This window comes from Streptomyces sp. NPDC048636, assembly GCF_040650655.1.
In the GTDB taxonomy this organism is placed as follows: Bacteria; Actinomycetota; Actinomycetes; order Streptomycetales; family Streptomycetaceae; genus Streptomyces.
Genome location: NZ_JBEZHR010000005.1, coordinates 1 through 13,646 on the forward strand (window position 1 = coordinate 1; position 13,646 = coordinate 13,646).

Genomic DNA, 13,646 nt, shown 5'->3' on the forward strand with positions numbered 1-13,646 from the left:
CTCGGCCCGTGCCCCGCGGGCGCCCTGGCCGATGAGGACGGCCACCTTCTGCCCGGCGTTGAGCACCTCGGCGGCGCGGTCGAGGTCCGTTGTGCCCGGGACGGACGCGTAGGAGGACATCCCGAGGCTGGAGGGCACCATCTTGAAGGCGTGGGTGGGCGGTGAGTAGTCGAGTTCCTGCACGTCCGCGGGGACGATGACGGCCGTCACGGTGCGCTTGGCGTAGGCCGTCCGGATCGCCCGGTCGATGACATTGGGGAGCTGCTCGGGGACGGTGACCATCTCGCAGAAATCCGCGGCGACGTCCTTGTAGAGGCTCAGCAGGTCGACCTCCTGCTGATAGGAGCCGCCCATGGCGCTGCGGTTGGTCTGGCCGACGATCGCCACCACGGGGACGTGGTCCAGCTTGGCGTCGTACAGGCCGTTGAGCAGGTGGATGGCGCCGGGGCCCGAGGTGGCGGCGCATACGCCGACGCGGCCGGAGAACTTGGCGTAGCCGACGGCCTGGAAGGCGGACATCTCCTCGTGCCGGGACTGGATGAACCGGGGCCGGTTGTCGGCCCGTCCCCAGGCGGCGAGCAGGCCGTTGATGCCGTCGCCCGCATAGCCGAAGACATGCTCCACATCCCACTCGCGCAGTCGCTGGAGGATGTAGTCGGACACTTTGAGTGACACAGGTTCTTCCTCTCGTCCATAGCGCGCGGACGCCAGGGCGCCGCGTACGCCCGTCCCCGCCGCCTGCCCCCCCATCCGGCCGATGGCGGACGGTGCGCCAGGGCACTCGACCGCCGTGCCTACAACGCACTCATCCCGGGGTTCCCGGCCCGGCCGGCCCCAGTCCTGCTCTTTCGGAGGACATGACGGCCGCCCGGGCCCGTCGTGACCGGGCCCGGGGTTGGTACCTGCTCCCGGTGGCTACACCACCACCGCATAGGCGATGCAGAACGCGAGGAAGAAGGCCACCAGGACCAGGATGATGAAGAGGGGACCCTTGCTCCAGCCCTTGGTCGGGTTGTAGGTCTCCCGCGGGCCCGCGTCGGCGGTACTTCCCTCAGCCGGGGGCGTCTCGCCCGGGGGCACGCCCGCACCCGCAGCGAGCCCGGAGTCGCGACGGGGGTCCGAATCGGGGTTTCTATCGCTCATATGCACCATTCTCCCTCTTTATCCGGTGTAAGCGCATGAGCGCGGGATCGCTCGGCCCCGGACTTGTCCCCGTCGCGCCGGACGACGACGCTCTCGGCCGCTGTCAGCGCCCTGGGAATTCCTTGGTCCGCGTAGATCGCCCAGCTGTGCGTGGTGCCGTCACGGTGACCTGGGGGGTCGCGGTGTAGCCGTCGATGCCGCCGTGCGAAGGGAAGGGGCCGGGCTACCGCACGGGCCGCGAGGGGCTCATGAGCTCACCCACGCGTACCGGGAGCTCGTCGCCCCTGCCCGAGGAATGCCGCGACCGCCCGGCTGAAGTGGGACGGCGCCACCGCCGCACGTGGATTGGCGGCAGTGGCCCGCCGCTGTGGCGTCAGCGCGGCGGTCACCGCCAGCTTGGCGGCATGGATCGCCGCGGCCGGCTGCTCGGCGATTCCCGCGACGAGGCGGTCGGTGCGGGCGGTGAGGTCGGCCTCGGGCACATGGTGGTCGGCCAGTCCGAGCGCCACCGCGGTGTGGGCGTCGACGAGCCGGCCGGTGTAGAGCAACTCCCGGGTCGTGGCGGGCCCGGCCACGGCGACCAGCCGTGCGGCGAAAGCGGGGCTGGCGAGGATACCGAGCCGGACGATCGGCATACCGATCCGCGCGGAATCCGCCATCAGCCTCAGGTCGCAGGCGAGGGCGAGTTGGCATCCCGCGCCGGCGGCGACTCCCCGGATTTCTGCGACCACCGGGACAGGACAGTCCTCGATCGCACAGAACGCCTCCTCCATGTGCGCGAAGGACTCTTCGACGTAGCCGGGATCCGCGTCCACCCAGTCGGTCATGTCGGAGCCGGCGCAGAACGTGTCGCCGTGCCCGCGGACGACCAGCACCCGGACCGACCGGCTGGCGCCGAGCTCCCTGACCCGGCGGGCCAGCCGCGCCCAATCCCGGCCGGGGAGGGCGTTGCGTCGGCTGCCGTCACCGATCCGGATCTCGGTGATCGCACCGGACCGGGACGTCGCGATGGTGAGGCCGGAAGCGGGTGCGGAGGTCACTTCGCGGCCTTTCGCGCGCGGAGGGCGGCCAGTTGCCCCGGGGTGACGCCCAGCGCGGTCAGGACGTGAGCGGTGTGCTCCCCGTGGCGGGGCGGCGGTGTGCGTATGCTCGACGGTTGGCCGGACAGCTTGATGGGTGAGGCGATCGTGCGCAGGGGGCCGGCGTCGGCGTGCTCGAGTTCGGCGACCATGCCGCGCGCGACGACCTGGGGATGTTCCAGGGCCTTGTCGACGGTGTTGATCGGCCCGGCCGGTACCTCCGCCTCGGCGAGCAGCCGGGCCCACTCCTCGGCGCCGCGGGCGCTCAGCGCGCGTTCGATGAGCGGGAGCAACTCCTCACGGTGGCGCACCCGGTCGGGGTTGGTCGTGAACCGCGGATCGTCGGCCAGCGCGGTGAGCCCGATCGCGGTGGCGAAGCGGCGCCACAGCCCGTCGTTTCCGGCGGCGACCATCAGATGTCCGTCGGCGGTGGGGAACGCCTGGTACGGGACGATCGTGGGGTGGGCCGAGCCATAGCGCCGCGGCACGTTCCCGGAGGCGAAGTACCCACTGGCGACATAGCTCAGCCAGGCCACCTGGCCGTCCAGCAGCGAGATGTCGATCCACTCGCCCGTACCGGTGTGCTCGCGGTTGCGGAGCGCGGCGAGGACACCGATCGCGGCCCACATACCCGCGGCGAGATCGGCGGGTGACACCCCGAAGCGCACCGGTGGCCCGGCGGCTTCGCCGGTCACGCTCATGACGCCGCTGACCGCCTGTGCGATCGCGTCATAGCCCGGTTCATTCCGGTACGGACCGGTCTGCCCGTACCCGCTGATCGAGGCGTACACGACGGCGGGATTGCCGTCCCGGACGTCCTCGTATCCCAGGCCGAGCCGGGCCGCGGTGCCGGGCCGGAAGTTCTCCACGACCACGTCGGCGGTGGTGGCCAGCTTCCGCACCAGGCGCAGACAGCCGGGGTCCTTGAGGTCGACCGCTATACCGCGCTTGTTGCGGTTGACGCTGTGGAAGTACGCCGCGTCCTCGCCCTGGAAGGGCGGGCCCCAGGCCCGTGTGTCATCGCCGGAGACGGTGTCCTCGACCTTGATCACATCGGCACCCAGGTCGGCGAGCATCATGGTGCAGAACGGCCCGGACAGGATGCGGGACAGATCGAGGACCTTCAGTCCGGTGAGTGCACCCTCGTGGACGAGCCAGGGCTGGGAGTGTGGTGTGGTGCTCATTGCGGTGTCACGCCTCTGTTCCAGTGGGTTTCGCCGGGCCGGACGGTCAGGTGCCCAGTTCGAGCAGGAGCTCCATGCAGATGGCGGTGGCGTCGAGGAAGTAGTCGACGCGGAGGTTCTCGTTGGGCGCGTGGTTGGCCTGGTCGGCGTTGGCCAGCGGCAGCCCGATGCTGGGCAGACCGAGGATCCCGGTGAAGATCCAGTCCGGAAGCGTGCCGCCGTACGCGGGGATCAGCAGCGGATCACGTCCGGTCACCCGGGAGATGGCCCGTGCCACCCTGGGCGTATGGGGATTGTCGATCGAGGTCCGTGACGCCGGTACGCCGCCGACCTTGGTGACCGTCACCTCAGGGGCATGGGTCCGCAGATGTGCGGCCACCCGCTCGAAGACGGCCTGCGGGTCCTGGCCCGGGGTCAGCCGGATGTCCACTCCCGCCTCCGCCGTGTCGGGGATGATGGTCCGGTTCACATCACCGGTGACGATCCCGTTGATCGTCAGCGTGGGCCGGTCGGCCAGCCGCTCGTAGAAGGACAGCCCGTCGAAGGCGGGGTCCATCGCGGTCAGCCCGATCTCGCCGAGCACCTCCCGCAGATCGAGCGGGAGTGCGGCGAAGGCGGCACGGTCGGCGTCGGACAGCGGTTGGCGGCCGTCGTCGAATCCCTCGACGAGGACCCTGCCGCCGGGGTCCTTGAGAGTGGCCAGCGCCTGGACCAGCTGCCACGCCGGATTGGGCGCGACATTCCCGTAGTTGCCGGAGTGCAGGGGACGACTGGCGCCGGTCGCGCCGAGGCGGAGGCGGAGCATGCCGCGCACTCCGTGCGAGACACACCATTCACCGGACTCATGGACCGAACGGTCGCTCCAGACGACGAGATCGCAGTCGAACCGCTCCCGGTGCGTGCTCAGGGTGTGCGCCAGTGTGGGGCTGCCGATCTCCTCCTCGCCGTCGAGCAGCACCGTGACCGAGCAGGGGAGCGCCCCGGCATGCTCGTCGAACAGGCGCAGCGCTTGAAGGTGCGCATAGTGCTGGCCCTTGTTGTCGCCGGTGCCACGCCCCCAGATCCGCCCGTCCCGCACGACCGGGGCGAAGGGTTCGGAATCCCACATCTCACGCGGACCGGTCGGCTGGACGTCGTAGTGGCCGTAGATCAGGATGTGGGGCGCTCCCTCAGGCCCTTCGCGATGGCCGACCACCAGCGGCCGGCCCCCGCCGGCCAGCACCGAGGGGGTCAGTCCGGCCCGCTTGACCTGCTCGACCGCGCAATCGGTCGCGGCGGGAAAGCCTTCGCCGGTCGCGCTCACACCGGGCTGGCTGACGTACTCCATCAGTCCGGCGATGAGTTCGTCCTGGCACTCCTGCACGAGTTCGCGCGGTGTGCCGGGGAGTTGAGCGCGGATCGTGGAAGCGTCGGTCATCGTGTGGCCTCGTTCTTTCGTGGGAGCCATCGGGCGGCGAGCCCGTCAGGTGGTTCATCGGGCGGTTCGGAGTGCGGCCGGCGGGTCAGCGCAGGGAGAGGAAGCGGCGGGCGGCCAGTAGGGAGACGATGCTCAGGGCGCCGATCACCACGATGTAGATGGCGGGCGCGAGGTGACTGCCAGTGGTGGCGATCATCCAGGTGATGATCACGGGGGCGAAGCCACCGAAGGACATCACCCCGATGTTGTAGCTCAGGGACAGGCCGGTACCACGCGTCGCGGTCGGGAACGCCTCGGACATCAGGGCGGGCAGTGCACCGAAGTAGCAGGCCTTCAGGACCCCGAGCGTGAACATCACCACGCCCATGACCAACAGCGAGGGGCGACCTGAGAGCAGCAGGAACAGCGGGTAGATGCTGAGGATCAGCGCGATCCCGGCAATGAGCATGACCTTGATGCGGCCGACCTTGTCCGAGAGATGGCCGATCAGCGGTGTGAGGGTCGTCAGCGCCACTCCGGATACCGCCGCGCCGATGAAACCGGCGGACGACGGCAGATCGAGAACCTCATGTGCGTAGGTCGGCATATAGACGATCACGTAGGTCACCGCGGTGGACATCGCCAGTGCGCCGACCATGAGGAGGATCGCCAGCTTCTGGTTCCGGAGCACCTGGCGGACCGGGGTCGTTGCCGTTTTCCCGTGTTCTGACGCGTCGATGAATTCGGTGGTCTCCGGGACATGGCGGCGGATCAGGTATCCCACCGGGCCGATCAGCAGGCCGATGATGAACGGAATGCGCCAGCCCCAGGAATCCAGCTGCGCACCGGACAGGGTCAGGCTGAGTACGGTGCCGAAAGCCGCGGCCAGCAGGGTGGCCAGACCCTGCGAGGCGAACTGCCAACTCGCCATGAAGCCGCGCCGGTCGGACGCCTGCTCGGCCAGGAACGCGGTCGCGCTGCCGAACTCGCCGCCGGCCGAGAAGCCCTGCATCAGCCGGGCCAGCAGAATCAGCAACGGTGCGGCTATTCCCATGGTTTCGTACGAGGGCATCACAGCGATCAGCAACGTGCCGATCATCATGAGCCGGATCGTGAGCAGCAGCGCTGCCTTCCGCCCGGTGCGATCCGCGTAAGTGCCCAGGACCAGCGCGCCCAAGGGCCGGACCAGATACGAGACCCCGAATGTGCCGAAAGCGAGCATCAGGGAGACCGTGGGGTCACTGGCCGGGAAGAATGCCTTGGAGATCGAGGCCGCAAAGAAGCCGTACGATGTCAGGTCGTACCACTCGAGCGTGTTCCCGGCCGTGGCCGCGAGCACGGCACGCCGGGTGCGGCTCTTGCTCATAGGCTTCTCGGCATGGGTCGGGCCCGTCTCTCTAGCGGTCGTCATGAGTGTTACTCCCTTGGGTCGAGCAGGCGAACTGTCGCGCAGGGTGGAACCGCCGATAAGTGAGTACGAAGCGGAAGAGACGCATTCGTGAACTCGTTGGGCGATGACGCTAGAGGTGCGGGCGCATGCGCACAATCGCAACTTTTAGAACACCTCGTTGCCCGAACGGCAATCCACGCCCGACTCCGGGTTCATCGCCCTCGCTCCGTCCGCAGATCCGCCCAGTGCGTGATCCCGCCGGGGTCGGCCCGAACACCGTGCCGGGCGGCCAGGGCGGCGACGATGCCGTGGCCGCGGCCGTGTTCCACCGGCTGCCGGCCGTCGGCCGGGCGGGGGACGGACGGGGCGGGACCCGCGTCGGTGACCTCGACGCGCAGGGCGCGGGGCCCTTCCGCCCCGTTCCGCGAGAGCTGGAGCACTGCCGGAGGGACGGCATGAGTGACCGCGTTGGTGACCAGTTCGGATATCACCAGGACCGCGTCCTCAATGACGGCATGGGGCAGATTCCAGCCCGTCAGTACGGTGCGCGCGCGTCGCCGCACCAGGGCGACGGACTCCGGAATGTGTGGCAGCGGACAGATGAATTCCGCGTCCCGCCGTGACGTCGCGAACGAGCCGGTGTATTCGCCGGATGCTGTCGCATTCATCGTTTTCCCCTGCCGTGACGTGCCTGCGGGGAAGTTGCACACCGAGCGGCTGAATAAGTCATGGGCCGGACCGCCGTATGAGGAGAGCGCCGTGGAGGGTCGCGCTGTGCGTCGTGCGATCCGCCCGGCCGGGTGAGCCCGCAGGGCATATGGCGAAGGTAGGCACGATTCGCCCGTTCGCGCAATCGCAATTTATAGAACAAGTCGTTGCCCAGAAGGCAATGCCGCCATATGCTGAAAGCATGCTGAACAGCCCGGCTCTTGAGTACTTCCTCGAAGTTGTTCGCACCGGCTCGGTGAACGAGGCGTCCCGGCGGTTGCTGGTCGCGGGTTCGGCCATCAGCCGGCAGATCGGCAAGCTCGAGCAGGAAATCGGCGTGGCGCTCTTCGAGCGCCGACCGCGCGGAATGGTGCCGAGTGAGGCCGGGGCCCTCCTCGCGTCCTATGCCCGCCGGGCCGCATTGGAATCAGATCAGGTGCTCGCGGATATCCGCGGCCGCGGAAGAATGGCGGCCGTCGTCCGTGTGGCCAGCTCGCAGGGCGCCGCCCTGGAATTCCTCCCGCATGCCATGGCTTCCTTCCGTAAGGAGCATTCCGGCGTCACTTTCCAACTGCCCGTGGTGCCCCCCGCACTGGCCACGCAGATGGTCAAGGACGGTTCGGCCGACCTGACGGTCACCTTCAGCCTCGCCCCCGCTCCCGACGTCCGCGTCGTCCACGCCCAGCGAGCGCCGATCCAGGCCCTGGTCCGATCGGATCACCCGCTCGCCGACCGTAGCGCCATCCATCTGCGCGACCTCATCCCCTATCCGGTCGCCCTCACCGAAGAAGGCACGACGAACAGACGCCTCTTCGACCTCTGTTGTTCGATCGAGGGCATCTCCTTCGACCCCTTGCTGGTGAGCTCCAGCTCCGTCGCCCTGTCGACCTTCGTCAGAGAGACGAACGCCGTATCGCTGATCGGCCACATCAGCGTGCATGGGCGCTTGCGCGTGGACGGGCTGAAGGCCATCACCATCCTCAATCCGGAGATGCATCTGCGCACCCTCCAGATCCAGGCCATGGTCGGCCGCCAACTCCCGGAACTGGTGGGGGAGTTCGCCGACCATCTGGTCCGTCAGCTCTCGGAAATCGAGGTGTGACGAAGGCGGTCGGCACGATCGGGGAAAACGCGGATACGGATGCCGTGGGCGCCGGTCACCCCGTGGTCACCCGGAAGGAGCCGCCGATGGGGTCACGCAGGGTCGCCTCGCGTTCCGCGCCGGGGGACGAGGCGGCCGGGGTGACGACGGCGCCGCCCGCCGCGGTGGCGGCGGCCACCGCGGCGTCCACGTCGGCCACCCGGAAGTGCACACGCCAGCGGGGCCGCACCTGAGGGTCGGGCGCCGATTCGACGGCGCCACCGCGGATCACCGCGGCCTTGACGCCCGCCTCGCGCACCACCACCTCCTCGTTCCCGTACTCCACCGTGCAGGTGCCATCCTCCGCGGTCCAGCCGAAGATCTGGCCGTAGAACAGCGCGGCGGCGAAGGTGTCGCGGGTGCGCAACTCCAGCCAGGCGGGTCTCCGGGCCCGGCCCGTCGGCCAGCCGGGGAACACCGCGCCCTCCCAGAAGCCGAAGACCGCTCCGTGCGCGTCGGAGGCGAGGGCGACCCGGCCCGTACCGAAGGGCAGCGGACCGACCCCGACGGTTCCACCGCGCTCATGGATCCGTGCCGCGATGCCATCCGCGCCCTCGGTGACGAAGAAGGGTGTCCAGCGGGCGGCGGCACGGAGTCCGGACGCCGCCTCGCTGACGCTGGCCACCGGGTCCCCGCCGCTCAGGGCGAGCCGGAACCGCTCGTCCGCCTCGCTGGCGCGCCAGGTCCAGCCGAGGACGGCGCTGTAGAAGTCCTGTGTGATCCGCAGGTCAGGGGTGGTGAGACCGACCCAGCGGGGCGAGCACGCCCGGTCATGCCCGCCAGACGTCATCGAACCGGCCTCCTTCCGCACGCGCACCTCGATCGCGCACCTCGACACCGCCCCTCGGGGAGTGCGCCGAGGAGCGCGCGAGATGACGCGCGCCCGCCGCGGGCGGAACGCTCGCTCAGCGCCGGAAAGCGTCCTTGATCTTCTCTCCGACCTGCTTCATACCGCCCTTGGCCTGGTGGCCGTGGCCCTCGGTCTCGAGCCGACGGTTTCCGGTGGTCCGCCCCATCGCCTTCTGGGCCCGACCCTTCAGTTCCTCGGCCTTGTGAGCCATCTTCTTGCCGACGTTCATCGGTGGCCGCCTCCTGTCGTGATCCGTGGCGGTAGCCGGCGCGCTCATGCGAGGCCGCCGTGCGGTACGGCTACGGCGCACACTGTCCATGGAAGTCCCGCCGTACAGGGGTGTCAACGCCGACTGCCCCGCACGGGTGGGCAGGGCCCCTGCGGCGGCATCCGAGAACCGCGCGCGGCGTGGCGGCCGGACGTGTGGAGGTCAGACGGGTGACGCCGTGGTGTGCGGGCCCAGCGGGACCCGCAGCGCGCTCCGGCCGGACCGCCACGCCCCCAGAAGACACGCGCCCAGACGGTCCTCCAGGAAACCGGTGGCCTCGATGCCGAACGCCACGTCCGGTGCCAGCCGCGGCTCCTCCCGCAGCAGGCCGCCGACCACCTCCCGCCGCACGATCTGCTCATGCACGGCGTCGGCCTCGACGTGTTCGTCGTAGTACCGCTCCGCGGCCGGGCCGGCCCGGTTGCGTCGCATCGCCCGGGCCAGCCGCCGGGAGGCGGGCGGGGAGGTGACCTCCACGGTGGCGAAGTGGCCGACCAGCGCGCCGCGCAGGGCCCGGTGCAGCCCCAGCAGCGACATCAGGTTGACCGTGGCGAACGCCTCGGCCGGAGCGCTGTCCACATAGCCGCCGTACGCGGGCTCCAGGCCCAGATCCTCCATGAGGTCCGCGAACAGCCGGGAATGGATGTCCTCCGCGCGCCCGGCCCCGAACTCGTCGAACTCCACGGCCACCATCCCCGCTTTCGCGCGGCCACGCAGCCGCGGGATGACCCAGGCGTGCGGATCGGCCTCCTTGAGGTGGTACAGGGACCGCAGGGCCGCGTACTCGCGCAACTGCCACAGGTGGCCTTCGCGTTGGAGGAAGTGGCTGACACTGGTCCGGCTGTCCGCGGCGGGTTCGGTGAGCAGCGACTCCATGGCCTCGTCCGGACCGCCGCTCACCCGGACATCGGCGCGCAGGGCGTGGAGGAAGGACTCCTCCAGGGCGCGGCGCAGCGACAGCAGCGCGGGATCCCACTCCAGATCGTCGTCCACCGTGCGGAAGCCCTGGTAGTGCAGCTCGTACAGCAGGTACAGGGCGAGCTGGGCGTCCTCGCCGTAGGGATGCGCACCGCGCGCTCGCGCGCAGGTGGGGAGGGCGCCCGTCCCCGTCCGGAGCCATGCCACGAGGTCCGCCGACACAGGGCCGCGCGGTGGTGGCAGTTCCGGGCCCTGGGCCGTCGCGTCCGGACCCTGGAGGGCCGTCATCCGCCCTCCTCCTCTCCGTCGGCGCACGTGTGCTCGTCGGCGCGTGAGCGGGGGTGGCAGCCGTCCCCGGCCCGGTGTGCGCGGGTGCGGTGGCTGGTGTCGCACCAGGGGTAGATACCGCTGCGGTGGCAGGTGCAGATCGCGGCGGCGAAGCGGCGGGAGACGACCGTACCGTTCTCGTCGACCACTTCCACGGGTCCCTCGATCACCAGCGGCCCGTCGGGGTCGATGGTGACGCGGCGGGGGCGTTCAGAGTCGCTGTCCACGGATGACCACCAGCTCTTCCCGGTCGGCACCGTCGTCGAGCTTGCCCTGCTGTCGCAGCCATGGCACGCGGGGGCGGAGCACCCGTCCGAAGGGCACCAGCGCCCGGTCGACGACCTCGGCCCGCAGCCCGACGGAGGCCAGATGCCGCAATGTGGTCCCGGTGCCGCACAGCCCGGAGTGGACCATCAGCAGCACACCGTGGGCGCGGAGCACCGACGGCGCGATATCACACACCCGGTCCACCACGGCCCGGCCGTCGCTCCCCGCGTCCCAGGCCCGGGCCTCGCCGCGCCCCGGCAGCCGCCCGTGCGGATCCGGCACATACGGGGGGTTGGTGACCAGGACGTCGAACGAACGGTCCCGCACCGGGTCGGCCAGATCGCCCCGCCGCACCCGGACCCGCTGCCGGTACAGCAGCGCGTTCACCCGGGTGGCGAGCACGGCCCGCCAGGCGATGTCCACCGCGGTGACCCGGGCCCCGCGCCGCGCCGCCGCCACCGCCAGGACACCGCTTCCACTGCCGACGTCCAGCACCTCCGTACCGCTGCCGACCACCTCCTGGCGCAGCGCCCGCAACAGCAGCCTGGTGTCGTGCTGGGGCACGTACACACCGGGGAGCGTCATCACCCGCTGCGCCGGTGCCGCCTGTGTACCGATCAACATCATCCATCGCCACCCGGTGCTAGTCGCGGGGCAGGAGGGGGCCCAGCGGGCCGAGGTCGAGGTTGAGGTCCTCCTCGGTCAGACCGAAGTGTTCACGCAGTTCGGTCATGTTCTCCTCCAACGCCATCAGGGTCACTCCGAGCTGCTCGATCTGCTCCTCGCTGAGACCGCCCTGGTCGATCCGGCGCAGTGCCTGCCGTTCCATCAGCTGGCGCAGCAGCTCCACGATGGTGAGCACCAGACCGGCCAGGCTCTGGCGCACCGACTCCTCGTCGACCTCGATCCGCCGCGGCACCTCTCCGGAAGCGCCGCGCCGGGCGGGGGCGCGGTCAGAGGTCATCGCCGTCCTCCTGGTTCTCCGCCCGCACCGAGGCAATCAGCGCGCGCAGGGAGATCCGCACCAGATCCACATCGGCGATGGTCAGGGTGATCTCACCGGCGATCACGACACCTCCGGCCAGGACCCGGTCCAGAAGGTCGACCAGCGCCACTTCCCGTCGTTCGACCGCGTGTGTCATGGCGTCACCTCCGGCGGAGCGGTGAACGAGTACGGCGGCCACGGGCCGCTGAGCTCCAGGGTGATATCCGGGTATCGCTCCCGGAGGGCGTCCACGGTGGCGGTGAAACCGTCCGTGGCGGTGTCGGGCACCAGATACGAGTGGTTGAGCACCATCCACCCCTCGTACGCGGCCAGCGCCGTGTCCTGCGGTGGATGCGCCGCCGTCGCCACCGCCCTCCCGGCCAGCGCGGTGTGGATCTCCCCGGCCCGTGCCGCGGCGCGGTCCTGGGCACTCTCCCGCTCCTGCCGCTGGGCCCGGCGGCGCATCAGATAGGCGGTTCCCGGCCGGTCACCGCCGTCGGTGTCCTCGGCCGCGGCGGGCACGAAGGCACGGGGATCGACATAGGCCTTGACGCCCCACTCGGTCCGGCCGGTGACCCGGGCGAGGGTGTCGGCGAGATCGTCCCGGCGCTCCTCGAGCATGGCCCGGACGCGCTCGTCGTCGTGGTAGAGCGTGGCGAACCGCAGCGGGACGACCTGCCCGTGGCGGGCCGACTCGTTGATCACACGGTGGTGTGCGCGCGCCGCCCGCTCCAGCCACCGCAGATCCTCCAGATGGTCGCGCAACGCGTCCTCGTCGAAGTCACCGCGCGGTACGGAGCCGACGACGGCGGCCAGTCCCGAACCCACGACCAGCCGGACCGGTTCACCCGCCACGCCGGTCACGCCGGTGAGCGCCGCCGGAGCACCGCCCTCCGACGGGGCGGTCATCACCGCGTAGAGCCAGGTGGAATCGGGGCCGTTCACCGCTCGTCCTCCCCGTCCGTGTCCTCGCCCGCCTCCAACTCGCCGACGCGCCGCCGGAGTCGCTCGTTCTCCTCGAGGACGTCCCGGGCGCCGGAGGAGAGGGTGGGGTCGTGCTCCCACCAGTCGATGCCCATCTCCTTGGCCCGGTCCACGGAGGCGACCAGCAGCCGGATCTTGATCGTCAGCAGTTCGATGTCCAGCAGATTGATCTGGATGTCTCCGGCGATGACGATGCCCTTGTCCAGCACCCGTTCCAGGATGTCGGCGAGGCTCGACGGCTCGGTGCCGCGCCGGGCCGGTTCGCGCGACGGCTCCGCGCGCCGGGACGGTACGTTCCAGTCCGAGCCCTGGCTCATGTCCGCTCCTCCGACCTGCCCCGGTAGTAGCGGTGGTCGCGGCGGTAGGAGAGCAGCTCACCCTCGTCGTCCACCTCGACGCGGAATTCGGCGAGGATGTCGGTGGAGTCCGGGACGCGGTGGGTCTCCACCACCTCGATGCCGACCACCCAGTGGTCCTCCCGGCGCTCCAGCGAGGTGACTCCCTCCGGGTCGCGTCCCGTGAGGTCCCGTACCTGGCGCGCCGCGCTCCGGGCGGCGTCACGGGCGCTGACGCCACGGCTCCGCTCCCGGCGGGGACGGGCAGGCTTACCCCCGCGATCGCGGTCCGGTTCACGTGCGCGGTCCGGCTTGCCTTCGCGTTTGCGTTCGCGTGCGCGGGTCGGCTCCCGCTCGCGGTCCGGCTCCCGCTCCCGGCCGTCCTCCTCGCGTGCGCGCCGCTGCTCCCGGGGCACGGTTCAGACCTCCATGCCCCCGGTGGGCGGACCGCCGGACATCAAGCGGCGGACCAGCTCGCTCTCCAGCTCCGCCGCCTCCTCCTCGCCGAGTTCACCGCTTTCCCGGGCCCGCGCGACCTCCTCGAGGCGCTGCTGGATGACGGCGGGGTCGTAGAGCTGCCGACGGGCCTCCTCGTGGATCTGTTCGGCGATCCAGGCGACGCCGCGCACGGGGGCGAGGGGCAGGGTGATCAGTCCGCTGAACAGTCCCAT

The 13,646-nt window shown here is 70.5% G+C and carries 19 protein-coding genes; 1 reads left to right on the forward strand and 18 read right to left on the reverse strand.

The window, feature by feature from the left end:
- The 7 genes from AB0C66_RS15180 to AB0C66_RS15210 form a co-directional block, all read right to left on the reverse strand.
- Nucleotides 1-675 (reverse strand): thiamine pyrophosphate-binding protein (locus AB0C66_RS15180; RefSeq protein WP_362437406.1); only part of this gene is annotated, 675 nt, incomplete at its 3' end.
- 240 nt (nt 676-915) lie between these two features.
- Nucleotides 916-1,143: a DUF6480 family protein gene (locus AB0C66_RS15185; protein WP_362437408.1), complete on the reverse strand. Its 228-nt coding sequence runs from the start codon at nt 1,141-1,143 to the stop codon at nt 916-918.
- Nucleotides 1,144-1,397: 254 nt separating this feature from the next.
- A complete protein-coding gene (locus AB0C66_RS15190) occupies nt 1,398-2,183 on the reverse strand; it encodes an enoyl-CoA hydratase/isomerase family protein (RefSeq protein ID WP_362437410.1) in 786 nt (261 codons plus the stop codon).
- Nucleotides 2,180-3,406: a CoA transferase gene (locus AB0C66_RS15195; protein WP_362437412.1), complete on the reverse strand. Its 1,227-nt coding sequence runs from the start codon at nt 3,404-3,406 to the stop codon at nt 2,180-2,182. Before AB0C66_RS15195 ends, AB0C66_RS15190 begins: the two co-directional genes overlap by 4 nt.
- A gap of 46 nt (nt 3,407-3,452) precedes the next feature.
- Entirely contained in the window at nt 3,453-4,823 is a 1,371-nt protein-coding gene (locus AB0C66_RS15200) for a M20/M25/M40 family metallo-hydrolase (protein ID WP_362437414.1), read from the reverse strand.
- An 85-nt stretch (nt 4,824-4,908) separates the two neighbouring features.
- Nucleotides 4,909-6,141 (reverse strand): MFS transporter, encoded by a 1,233-nt coding sequence (locus AB0C66_RS15205; RefSeq protein ID WP_362437416.1) that lies wholly within the window; start codon nt 6,139-6,141, stop codon nt 4,909-4,911.
- Nucleotides 6,142-6,404: 263 nt separating this feature from the next.
- A complete protein-coding gene (locus AB0C66_RS15210) occupies nt 6,405-6,860 on the reverse strand; it encodes an ATP-binding protein (protein WP_362437418.1) in 456 nt (151 codons plus the stop codon).
- A gap of 242 nt (nt 6,861-7,102) precedes the next feature.
- Between AB0C66_RS15210 and AB0C66_RS15215 the strand changes: the two genes are divergently transcribed.
- Nucleotides 7,103-8,002 (forward strand): LysR family transcriptional regulator, encoded by a 900-nt coding sequence (locus tag AB0C66_RS15215; RefSeq protein ID WP_362437420.1) that lies wholly within the window; start codon nt 7,103-7,105, stop codon nt 8,000-8,002.
- A 55-nt stretch (nt 8,003-8,057) separates the two neighbouring features.
- On the opposite strand, the gene AB0C66_RS15220 is transcribed toward AB0C66_RS15215, so the two are convergent.
- From AB0C66_RS15220 to ccmI, 11 genes are all read right to left on the reverse strand, one after another.
- Nucleotides 8,058-8,831 (reverse strand): VOC family protein, encoded by a 774-nt coding sequence (locus AB0C66_RS15220; RefSeq protein ID WP_362437422.1) that lies wholly within the window; start codon nt 8,829-8,831, stop codon nt 8,058-8,060.
- 115 nt (nt 8,832-8,946) lie between these two features.
- Nucleotides 8,947-9,120, reverse strand: a complete 174-nt coding sequence (locus tag AB0C66_RS15225) for a CsbD family protein (protein WP_362437424.1) — start codon at nt 9,118-9,120, stop codon at nt 8,947-8,949.
- Nucleotides 9,121-9,321: 201 nt separating this feature from the next.
- Complete coding sequence (locus AB0C66_RS15230) at nt 9,322-10,365, reverse strand: iron-containing redox enzyme family protein (RefSeq protein ID WP_362437426.1); 1,044 nt, start codon at nt 10,363-10,365, stop codon at nt 9,322-9,324.
- Nucleotides 10,362-10,631, reverse strand: a complete 270-nt coding sequence (locus AB0C66_RS15235; RefSeq protein ID WP_362437428.1) for a CDGSH iron-sulfur domain-containing protein — start codon at nt 10,629-10,631, stop codon at nt 10,362-10,364. The genes AB0C66_RS15230 and AB0C66_RS15235 overlap by 4 nt, the downstream gene beginning before the upstream one ends.
- Nucleotides 10,615-11,298: a HemK2/MTQ2 family protein methyltransferase gene (locus AB0C66_RS15240; protein WP_362437430.1), complete on the reverse strand. Its 684-nt coding sequence runs from the start codon at nt 11,296-11,298 to the stop codon at nt 10,615-10,617. The genes AB0C66_RS15235 and AB0C66_RS15240 overlap by 17 nt, the downstream gene beginning before the upstream one ends.
- A 16-nt stretch (nt 11,299-11,314) precedes the next feature.
- The gene (locus AB0C66_RS15245) at nt 11,315-11,635 is read right to left on the reverse strand and encodes a gas vesicle protein K (protein WP_362437432.1); all 321 of its coding nucleotides are present in this window, start codon (nt 11,633-11,635) and stop codon (nt 11,315-11,317) included.
- Nucleotides 11,625-11,813: a gas vesicle protein gene (locus AB0C66_RS15250; protein ID WP_362437434.1), complete on the reverse strand. Its 189-nt coding sequence runs from the start codon at nt 11,811-11,813 to the stop codon at nt 11,625-11,627. The genes AB0C66_RS15245 and AB0C66_RS15250 overlap by 11 nt, the downstream gene beginning before the upstream one ends.
- Nucleotides 11,810-12,601 (reverse strand): GvpL/GvpF family gas vesicle protein, encoded by a 792-nt coding sequence (locus tag AB0C66_RS15255; protein WP_362437436.1) that lies wholly within the window; start codon nt 12,599-12,601, stop codon nt 11,810-11,812. The genes AB0C66_RS15250 and AB0C66_RS15255 overlap by 4 nt, the downstream gene beginning before the upstream one ends.
- Entirely contained in the window at nt 12,598-12,957 is a 360-nt protein-coding gene (locus AB0C66_RS15260) for a gas vesicle protein (protein WP_362437438.1), read from the reverse strand. The genes AB0C66_RS15255 and AB0C66_RS15260 overlap by 4 nt, the downstream gene beginning before the upstream one ends.
- The gene (gene gvpO, locus AB0C66_RS15265) at nt 12,954-13,391 is read right to left on the reverse strand and encodes a gas vesicle protein GvpO (RefSeq protein ID WP_362437440.1); all 438 of its coding nucleotides are present in this window, start codon (nt 13,389-13,391) and stop codon (nt 12,954-12,956) included. The genes AB0C66_RS15260 and gvpO overlap by 4 nt, the downstream gene beginning before the upstream one ends.
- A 3-nt stretch (nt 13,392-13,394) precedes the next feature.
- The gene (gene ccmI, locus AB0C66_RS15270) at nt 13,395-13,646 is read right to left on the reverse strand and encodes a c-type cytochrome biogenesis protein CcmI (protein ID WP_362437442.1); all 252 of its coding nucleotides are present in this window, start codon (nt 13,644-13,646) and stop codon (nt 13,395-13,397) included.

What these genes read in the sequence shown, in the direction of transcription:
- AB0C66_RS15185 (WP_362437408.1), bottom strand. Translation starts at nt 1,143, where the DNA reads ATGAGCGATAGAAACCCCGATTCGGACCCCCGTCGCGACTCCGGGCTC.
- AB0C66_RS15195 (WP_362437412.1), bottom strand. Translation starts at nt 3,406, where the DNA reads ATGAGCACCACACCACACTCCCAGCCCTGGCTCGTCCACGAGGGTGCA.
- AB0C66_RS15200 (WP_362437414.1), bottom strand. Translation starts at nt 4,823, where the DNA reads ATGACCGACGCTTCCACGATCCGCGCTCAACTCCCCGGCACACCGCGC.
- AB0C66_RS15210 (WP_362437418.1), bottom strand. Translation starts at nt 6,860, where the DNA reads ATGAATGCGACAGCATCCGGCGAATACACCGGCTCGTTCGCGACGTCA.
- AB0C66_RS15215 (WP_362437420.1), top strand. Translation starts at nt 7,103, where the DNA reads ATGCTGAACAGCCCGGCTCTTGAGTACTTCCTCGAAGTTGTTCGCACC.
- AB0C66_RS15220 (WP_362437422.1), bottom strand. Translation starts at nt 8,831, where the DNA reads ATGACGTCTGGCGGGCATGACCGGGCGTGCTCGCCCCGCTGGGTCGGT.
- AB0C66_RS15225 (WP_362437424.1), bottom strand. Translation starts at nt 9,120, where the DNA reads ATGAACGTCGGCAAGAAGATGGCTCACAAGGCCGAGGAACTGAAGGGT.
- AB0C66_RS15230 (WP_362437426.1), bottom strand. Translation starts at nt 10,365, where the DNA reads ATGACGGCCCTCCAGGGTCCGGACGCGACGGCCCAGGGCCCGGAACTG.
- AB0C66_RS15240 (WP_362437430.1), bottom strand. Translation starts at nt 11,298, where the DNA reads ATGATGTTGATCGGTACACAGGCGGCACCGGCGCAGCGGGTGATGACG.
- AB0C66_RS15245 (WP_362437432.1), bottom strand. Translation starts at nt 11,635, where the DNA reads ATGACCTCTGACCGCGCCCCCGCCCGGCGCGGCGCTTCCGGAGAGGTG.
- AB0C66_RS15250 (WP_362437434.1), bottom strand. Translation starts at nt 11,813, where the DNA reads ATGACACACGCGGTCGAACGACGGGAAGTGGCGCTGGTCGACCTTCTG.
- AB0C66_RS15260 (WP_362437438.1), bottom strand. Translation starts at nt 12,957, where the DNA reads ATGAGCCAGGGCTCGGACTGGAACGTACCGTCCCGGCGCGCGGAGCCG.
- ccmI (WP_362437442.1), bottom strand. Translation starts at nt 13,646, where the DNA reads ATGGGACTGTTCAGCGGACTGATCACCCTGCCCCTCGCCCCCGTGCGC.